The organism is Mycobacterium sp. (assembly GCF_046095365.1).
GTDB lineage: Bacteria > Actinomycetota > Actinomycetes > Mycobacteriales > Mycobacteriaceae > Mycobacterium.
Genome location: NZ_JBJTJF010000158.1, coordinates 1 through 6,795 on the forward strand (window position 1 = coordinate 1; position 6,795 = coordinate 6,795).

The 6,795-nt window shown below is 68.4% G+C and carries 4 protein-coding genes, 1 tRNA gene and 1 other RNA gene; 2 read left to right on the plus strand and 4 right to left on the minus strand.

Going from position 1 to position 6,795, the window contains the following annotated elements; genetic code table 11:
* The 3 genes from ACKOQ4_RS11995 to ffs form a co-directional block, all read right to left on the minus strand.
* Positions 1–1,415 (minus strand): DNA polymerase III subunits gamma/tau (locus ACKOQ4_RS11995; RefSeq protein WP_526292074.1); only part of this gene is annotated, 1,415 nt, incomplete at its 3' end.
* A 12-nt stretch (positions 1,416–1,427) separates the two neighbouring features.
* Positions 1,428–2,723: an aspartate aminotransferase type Ic gene (locus ACKOQ4_RS12000; protein ID WP_526292076.1), complete on the minus strand. Its 1,296-nt coding sequence runs from the start codon at positions 2,721–2,723 to the stop codon at positions 1,428–1,430.
* Positions 2,724–2,750: 27 nt separating this feature from the next.
* Positions 2,751–2,844, minus strand: an RNA gene (ffs, locus tag ACKOQ4_RS12005) — signal recognition particle sRNA small type.
* Between the two features lie 75 nt (positions 2,845–2,919).
* Between ffs and ACKOQ4_RS12010 the strand changes: the two genes are divergently transcribed.
* Together ACKOQ4_RS12010 and lucA are read left to right on the plus strand one after the other, a co-directional pair.
* Positions 2,920–3,005, plus strand: a tRNA-Ser gene (locus ACKOQ4_RS12010).
* Between the two features lie 62 nt (positions 3,006–3,067).
* A complete protein-coding gene (lucA, locus tag ACKOQ4_RS12015) occupies positions 3,068–3,847 on the plus strand; it encodes a lipid uptake coordinator LucA (protein ID WP_526292078.1) in 780 nt (259 codons plus the stop codon).
* A 74-nt stretch (positions 3,848–3,921) separates the two neighbouring features.
* Here the strand turns inward: lucA and ACKOQ4_RS12020 are convergent, their stop codons facing one another.
* Positions 3,922–6,642 (minus strand): alpha/beta hydrolase family protein, encoded by a 2,721-nt coding sequence (locus ACKOQ4_RS12020; protein WP_526292080.1) that lies wholly within the window; start codon positions 6,640–6,642, stop codon positions 3,922–3,924.
* Positions 6,643–6,795 lie beyond the last annotated feature (153 nt).

The window sequence follows — 6,795 nt, forward strand, 5'->3', positions numbered from 1 at the left end:
CTGCGCTCAGGCTGCTCGACACTCGGGGTTTGGCTGCGTGGTTGCAGTCTCGGCGGTGCGGGCGCGGCGGGTTCGGCGGGCGGGGGAGCAGGCTCAGGCGCGGGAGTGGTGTCGGCGGGGTCGGGTGGTGGCGTGGCGGCATCAGCTGGCGCGGGCGCGGGTGCGGGCTCGGGGTCGGGCGCCGCAGCGGCCTGCGTCCTGCGCACATACTGCTTGGCGGGCCCGGGCGCGCCCGCGGGGACCTCCCCGGCCGGGATGGAGATGTCCAGCCGGGTCTCGATGCGTTCGACGCGTTGCAGCAGAGCGGATTCGGCGTCGGACGCCGACGGCAGCAGCAGCCGTGCGCACACCACCTCCAGCAGCAGCCTTGGAGCGGTGGCGCCCCGCATCTCACCGAGACCGGCGTGCACCACCTCGGCGTAGCGGGCCAGCGTCGCCGGCCCGAAGCGCGCCGCCTGCTCGCGCATCCGCTCCAGCACATCACCGGGCGCGTCGACCACACCGCGGCTGGCGGCATCCGGAACAGCCTGCAGCACAATGAGATCCCGGAACCGCTCCAGCAGATCGGTGCCGAACCGCCGCGGGTCATGCCCGGCGTCGATCACCGATTCGACCGCACCGAACAGCGCGGCCGCGTCGCCCGCCGCCAGGGCGTCCACCGCGACGTCGATCAGCGCGACGTCGGTGGCGCCCAGCAGTTCCAGCGCCCGCCGGTAGTGCACCCGGTTGTCCTGCGCGCCGGCCAGCAGCTGGTCGAGCACGCTGAGGGTGTCACGCGGCGAGCCGCCGCCGGCGCGGATGACCAACGGGAACACCGCGTCGTCGACCTGCACCTGCTCGGCGGCCAGGATCTTCTCGACCAGGCCGCGCATGGTCTTCGGCGCCAGCAGGCGGAACGGATAGTGATGCGTCCGCGAGCGGATGGTGGGCAGTACCTTGTCCGGCTCCGTGGTGGCGAACACGAAGATCACATGTTCGGGCGGCTCCTCGACGATCTTGAGCAGCGCGTTGAACCCGGCGGTGGTCACCATGTGCGCTTCGTCGATGATGAAGATCCGGTAGCGGCTCTGGGCGGGCGCGAAAGACGCCCGGTCGCGCAGATCGCGGGTGTCGTCGACGCCACCGTGGCTGGCGGCGTCGAGTTCGATCACATCGAAGGACCCGCCGCCTCCGGGCCCCAGCGCAGCACACGAGTCGCATACCCCGCACGGCGTCGGGGTGGGCCCCTGCTCGCAGTTCAGCGAGCGGGCGAGGATGCGCGCCGAGGAGGTCTTGCCGCAGCCGCGCGGACCGGAGAACAGGTAGGCGTGGTTGATCCGCCCGGCCGACAGCGCCGTCGAGAGCGGCTCGGTGACGTGTTCCTGGCCCACCACCTCGGCGAAGGTCGCCGGCCGGTACTTGCGGTAGAGCGCCACCTCAGCAGTCTGTCACGAGGCGGTGACGGCCCCGGACCCCAGCAGCTTCTCGGTGGCGGCCAGCAGCGCACAGGTCGCCAGACCGTCGATGGCCGCCTCGAGATCCGACAGCGGCGGGAAACTCGGCGCGATACGGATGTTGGTGTCGTCGGGGTCCTGTCCGTACGGGAATGACGCGCCCGCGGCGGTGACGGCGATACCGGCGTCCTTGGCCAGCGCGACGGTGCGCCGGGCGGTCCCGGGCAGGACGTCGAGACTGATGAAATAGCCGCCCCGGGGTTCGGTCCACGACGCGGTCTTCGACTCCGACAGCCGGTCGTCGAGGATCTGAAGAACCCGGGCGAACTTCGGCGCCAGCACCCCCCGGTGGCGCTGCATGTGCGCCCGCACCCCGGCGGCGTCGCGCAGGAAGCGCAGGTGCCGCAGCTGGTTGACCTTGTCCGGGCCGATGGTCTTCTTCCCGGAGTGCTGCAGGAACCAGGCGATGTTGCCCAGCGATCCGCCGAAGAAGCTCACCCCGGCGCCGGCGAAGGTGATCTTGGAGGTCGAGGAGAACACGTAGGGGCGGTTGGGGTGGCCGGCGGTGGCCGCCAGACCCAGCACGTCGACCTGCTTGGGGAAGTCCCCGGTCAGGGTGTGCACCGGGTAGGCATTGTCCCAGAACAACCGGAAATCCGTTGCGGCGGTGCGCATCTGGACCAGCCGGCGAACCACCTCCCAGGAGTACACCGCTCCGGTCGGGTTGGCGAACACCGGCACGCACCACATCCCGCGGATGGCCGGGTCGGCGGCGACGAGCTCCTCGACCACATCGACGTCGGGTCCGTCGTCGCGCATCGGCACGGTGATCATCTCGATGCCCAGGCTCTCGGTGATCGAGAAGTGCCGGTCATAGCCGGGGGCGGGACACAGGAACTTCACCACCGGCTCGGCGACCCAGGGCCGCGGCGAGTCCACCCCGCCGTGCAGCATCGAGAACACCACCGCGTCGTGCATCAACTCCAGGCTCGAGTTGTTCCCGGCGATCAGGTTGGGCACCGGGATGCCGAGCAGTTCGCCGAACACCGCCCGCAGGCCGGGCAATCCGTGCTGGCCGCCGTAGTTGCGGGTGTCGGTGCCCTCGGCGTCGCGGAAGTCCCCGGCGCCGGGCAGTTCCAGCAGCGTGTTGGACAGGTCCAGTTGCTCGGCCGAAGGCTTGCCGCGGGTCAGGTCCAGGGTGAGGTTGCGGGCCTGAAGTTCGGCGTAGTTGCGCCGCTGCAGTCCGTGCTCGGCCAGCAGGTCGTCGTGGCTCAGAGAAGAAAGCGACACCGTGGGCCTTTCGTTCGCCCGGGAGGAAGAAGGGGACCCCGCGCACCCGCCAGAGCCCGTTGACCCTTGCTGCCTTCCAGCCCTGGGGAGTTCACAGGTTGGACGCCGCGCGGGGTCCACGGCGAGTCTAATACCGGCCGGTCACCGCAGCACAGCGGGTTCTTCCCGCCGCCGGCGGTCGGTTACCATTGCCGACGGAGGATTCGCCTAGTGGCCTATGGCGCTCGCCTGGAACGCGGGTTGGGTTAATAGCCCTCAGGGGTTCAAATCCCCTATCCTCCGCGCTCTCCGGGGTGCGATCGCGACCTGATCGCACCCCGGATTCACGTGAAACAAGGAGGGGCATGAGCCGGCGCAACGCACGGGCACTGCATCTTGCTCTCGTTCTGCTCGGCCTGGTGCTCTACGTGGTGTTCGTGCTGCCCCGGTGGTGGGTGCTGACCGGCGACATCCCCGCCACACTGGCTACGGCGGGCCGGATCGCCACCGGCTTCCCCGTAGCACTGGCGGCACTGCCGGTGCTGGCCATCCTTCGCGACGCACTGGCCCGTAAGACCCGAACCCCGGAGTTGGCGCTGCGGTTGCGGGCGTGGTCGGCGGTGCTGCACGTGGCCGCCGGGGCGCTGATCCTGCTGGCCGCGATCGTGGAGATCTGGCTGCGCCTCGAGGTGGGCGGGCCGTACCTGTTCGCCGTGTACGGCGCGGCCGGCGCCGTCGCGGTGCTGGGGGTACTCGGGCTGTATCTGTCCTTCGTCGCCGAGAAGCCGCCCGCCGCCCCCAGGGAACCCAAGGCCGCTAAGCCCGCCAAGCTCAAGAAACCCAGGCCGGAGAAGAAGCCGCGCGGCAAGAAGCGGTCCGCCGCCGAATCCGCCGCCGAGTCGGTGGCCTCGGCGACCATCCTGACCGTCGACGAGGACACGGACACCGGGACCGCCGACGACGAGACGGACACCGGGACCGCCGCGGCAGAGAAGGAGACGGTCGCGTCGTCCGGGAACGTGACGGTCGAGGCGACAGCGCCCGACGAAGACGCCGCAGCCGATGCCGGCGAACAGGATTCGGAGTCCGGCGGGCTGCGCAACAAGCGCCCGGCCGGCAAGCGCCGGCGGTTGCCGGGTCGCTGACCGGAAGGACCGGCCCCCGCACGAATCAACCCGCCGGGGCTTGATCCCCGGCGGGTTGATTCGACTGCTGGTGGTTAGCCGGGGATCAGTGCCGGCAGGGGGTTGGGGATCGCCGTGCCTGTCGTCGGCAGGCTCACGGAGATGTCACTGATGTCGATATTCCAGATCACATCGTTGTTCTTGAACGACGAGGCTTTGGCGACGAGTTGCAGCGTCAACGACCCGGCCGCGCCCTCCGGTGCGGTGTAGGCGATGTTGGCGATCGGGAAGTTGGTGACCTTCAAGACCTCCGGCTTTCCGAGCTGGATCGGGTTCTTGAGAGTGACCGGGATGGGGGTGTTGATGTTACCCAGTACCTGGCCGGTTGCGTTGTCGACGATCTGCGCGTAGATCGCCTTGGCGTTACCGGTGCCGGAGTAGGTGAAGCTCACCGTGGGTGCGCCGACGACCACCGATGGGTTGTCCGGATCAGTCGTTGCGGGTACCGAGATGGCAATGTTGATGGCGTCCTTGGACTCGGTGGCGATCACCTGGTTGAGCGGGAACTCGCAGGCCGACGAGATACTCGCGCAGACTGCCCCGGCCGGGTCCTTGGTGGTCAGCGGCCCGCTGGCCTGGGTGAACAGCGAACGCAACGAGCCCTGGGGACCGACGCCGGTGACCGCGATCGGCGATGTGTCCTGGAAGGCGTCGCTGTAGGGCATGCCGTCGTAGGAGGCCAACGCCGTGCCCTTCTGATCCCACCACTGGAACACCGGCGTGAAGGCGAGCAGGCCGGCGGTCAGTTCTTTGAGGGTCTGCGGTGCCGGGGCGGGCAGCCCGGTCGGGATCTGGCCGAGGTAGTTCTTGGTGTAGTTGTTCACCCAGATCATGTTCTCCAGGAACATCAAGGTGGTCTGTGCCCTCAGCAGGTCCGCTCCGTTCGGCTGCAGGAGAACGTTGGTGGGGACGCCGTGTCCGCCGTTGAACCAGATCATCTTGACCTGATCCTGCTTGTCGGCGAAGTACGGGTTCTGCTCGAGTTGGGTCTGCGCGTTCTCCAGTGCTTGCTGGAGCGGGAACAGACCGTCGACGATGCCCTGGTCATACATGGTCGGGATGTTGAGCTTGGTCAGCAGCGTGGTCGGACCGCTGCTGGCGAGCACAGCCTGCGCCGAGTCGCTGATGTAACCGAACAGGTTGCCGGTGATCAGCGCCTGGGTGACCTGCGAGTTGATCCGGTTGACCGACGACGCCCCGGTGAGCAGCAGCGCCGAGGCCAGCACGTTGGCCCACCCGGTCTTGAACACGCTGTCCGGGTAGAGCGACTGGTTGAGCGAGTTCCAGGCGATGGAGGGCACGATCGCCTTGATCCGCGGGTCGATGGTGGTCAACTGGATGCCGCCGCCATAGGACCCGCCCAGCATTGCGACGTCCGGCTTGCAGCCCGCGTCACCCGGGCTGCACGGGCTCACCAGTGCGCCTGCGGCTTTCTCGTTGAGCAACGGGGTGTTGGCGTTGGCCCAGTCGATCAGCGCGGAAACGTCGCGGCCCTCGAAGAAGGGGTTGTCCAGTTGCAGGACACCGCCGGAGTCCCACTCACCGCGCGGGTCCCACGTGATCACGTTGAAACCGACCGGGGCGTTGGTCAGCGGCGCGGGGAGTCCCTGCCCGCGCATCAGACCCAGGCCGGGTACCGAGCCGCTGGCCTGATAGGCCTCGTACGGCTTGGTCTCACCGGGCGAACCCAATCCGGGTCCGTTGAAGATCGTCGCCTGCTGGTCGCCGAGGGCGGGCTTGAGTGCCGCCTGGGTGTTCAGCGAGGCCGGGAAGTAGTTCATGCTGATCTTGGTGCCGTCAAAGGACGACACTTTGTAGGTGTAGGCCACCTGTGTGCCGCCGGCCGCCACCAGGGCCAGGTTCGGGTTGACCGTGACGGTGGAGAGCAGCGATGCGCCGACCAGTCCGGTGAGAATGCCCCAGTCCTGGAAAAGCTTGATGATCGGCTCGGCGAGGCCGCCGATCAGGGGGAGTCCGGTGACGGTCTGGTCGAACTGGGTGTTCTCGGCGATCCGGACCGTGAAGTCCTGCGTGCCGGGCTTCTGCGCCGTCGGGGCGGCGGCCCTGCTGGGACTGGCCGGGTCGATCCAGGTGGCGTAGGGCAGGAAGGTGAAGCTGCCGGGACCGCCCTTGGCACTGGGCGCCAGCAGCGGGTCCAGCTCCGCGGGAACGGGCGACGGGCTGGACTTGGTGGGCAGGTTGGCCTTGCCGCCTTTCGAGGAACTGACGAACTCGTAGGTCAGGGTGCAGGTCGAGCCGGGCGCGCCACAGCCGCTGGCGCTGGTCACGTTGAAGTTGCCCTGCAGAACACCGTCGAAAACCTCATACCCCGGGTTGGCGGTGAGCGGGTCGGTGGCAGTGGCCTTCGCAAAGCCGCGCCGGTTGCCGACCGTTTTGTCAAGGCCGGAATCGGGCACTGCGCTGTAGGCAATGACTTCGGGGGCTTCGGTACCGACCGCCGGTTCAGGCACGTCGACCGGCGATTCGACAGCCACCGGTTCCGGGTCGGCGGCTACCGGGTCGGCCGCGGCGCTGCGGGCCTTGCGGGTCGTCGCGGCGGGCTTGGCCGCGCGGACACGCGGAGCACGCGCCACGCGGTTGGCGCCGGACGTCTTGCCCGCCGATGCGGTGCTGGTGTTCGTCTGGGATCCGGAGTCGGCGAACGCCACCCCCATCCCGGTGGAGAACATGGCTGCGCCCACCCCGAGGGCTACCGCCAGTCCACCGACACGTCCGACAAAAACCGATGCTCCCATGACGTCCTCCGAGGTTTGCGGGATAACTACCCGCACCGTAACCCCGATTACTCCCCGAGCGGAGCAAATTGTCAGGAAACCCGAAAATTTATTTCAGGCAGGTCCTCACCAAATCGAGAAGTCCGTCGAACCGATGCCGTACGGCTCGTCGAA

Excerpts from the sequence above, each read along its gene's own strand:
- lucA (WP_526292078.1), top strand. The coding sequence starts at position 3,068 with ATGAGCCGGCGCAACGCACGGGCACTGCATCTTGCTCTCGTTCTGCTC.
- ACKOQ4_RS12020 (WP_526292080.1), bottom strand. The coding sequence starts at position 6,642 with ATGGGAGCATCGGTTTTTGTCGGACGTGTCGGTGGACTGGCGGTAGCC.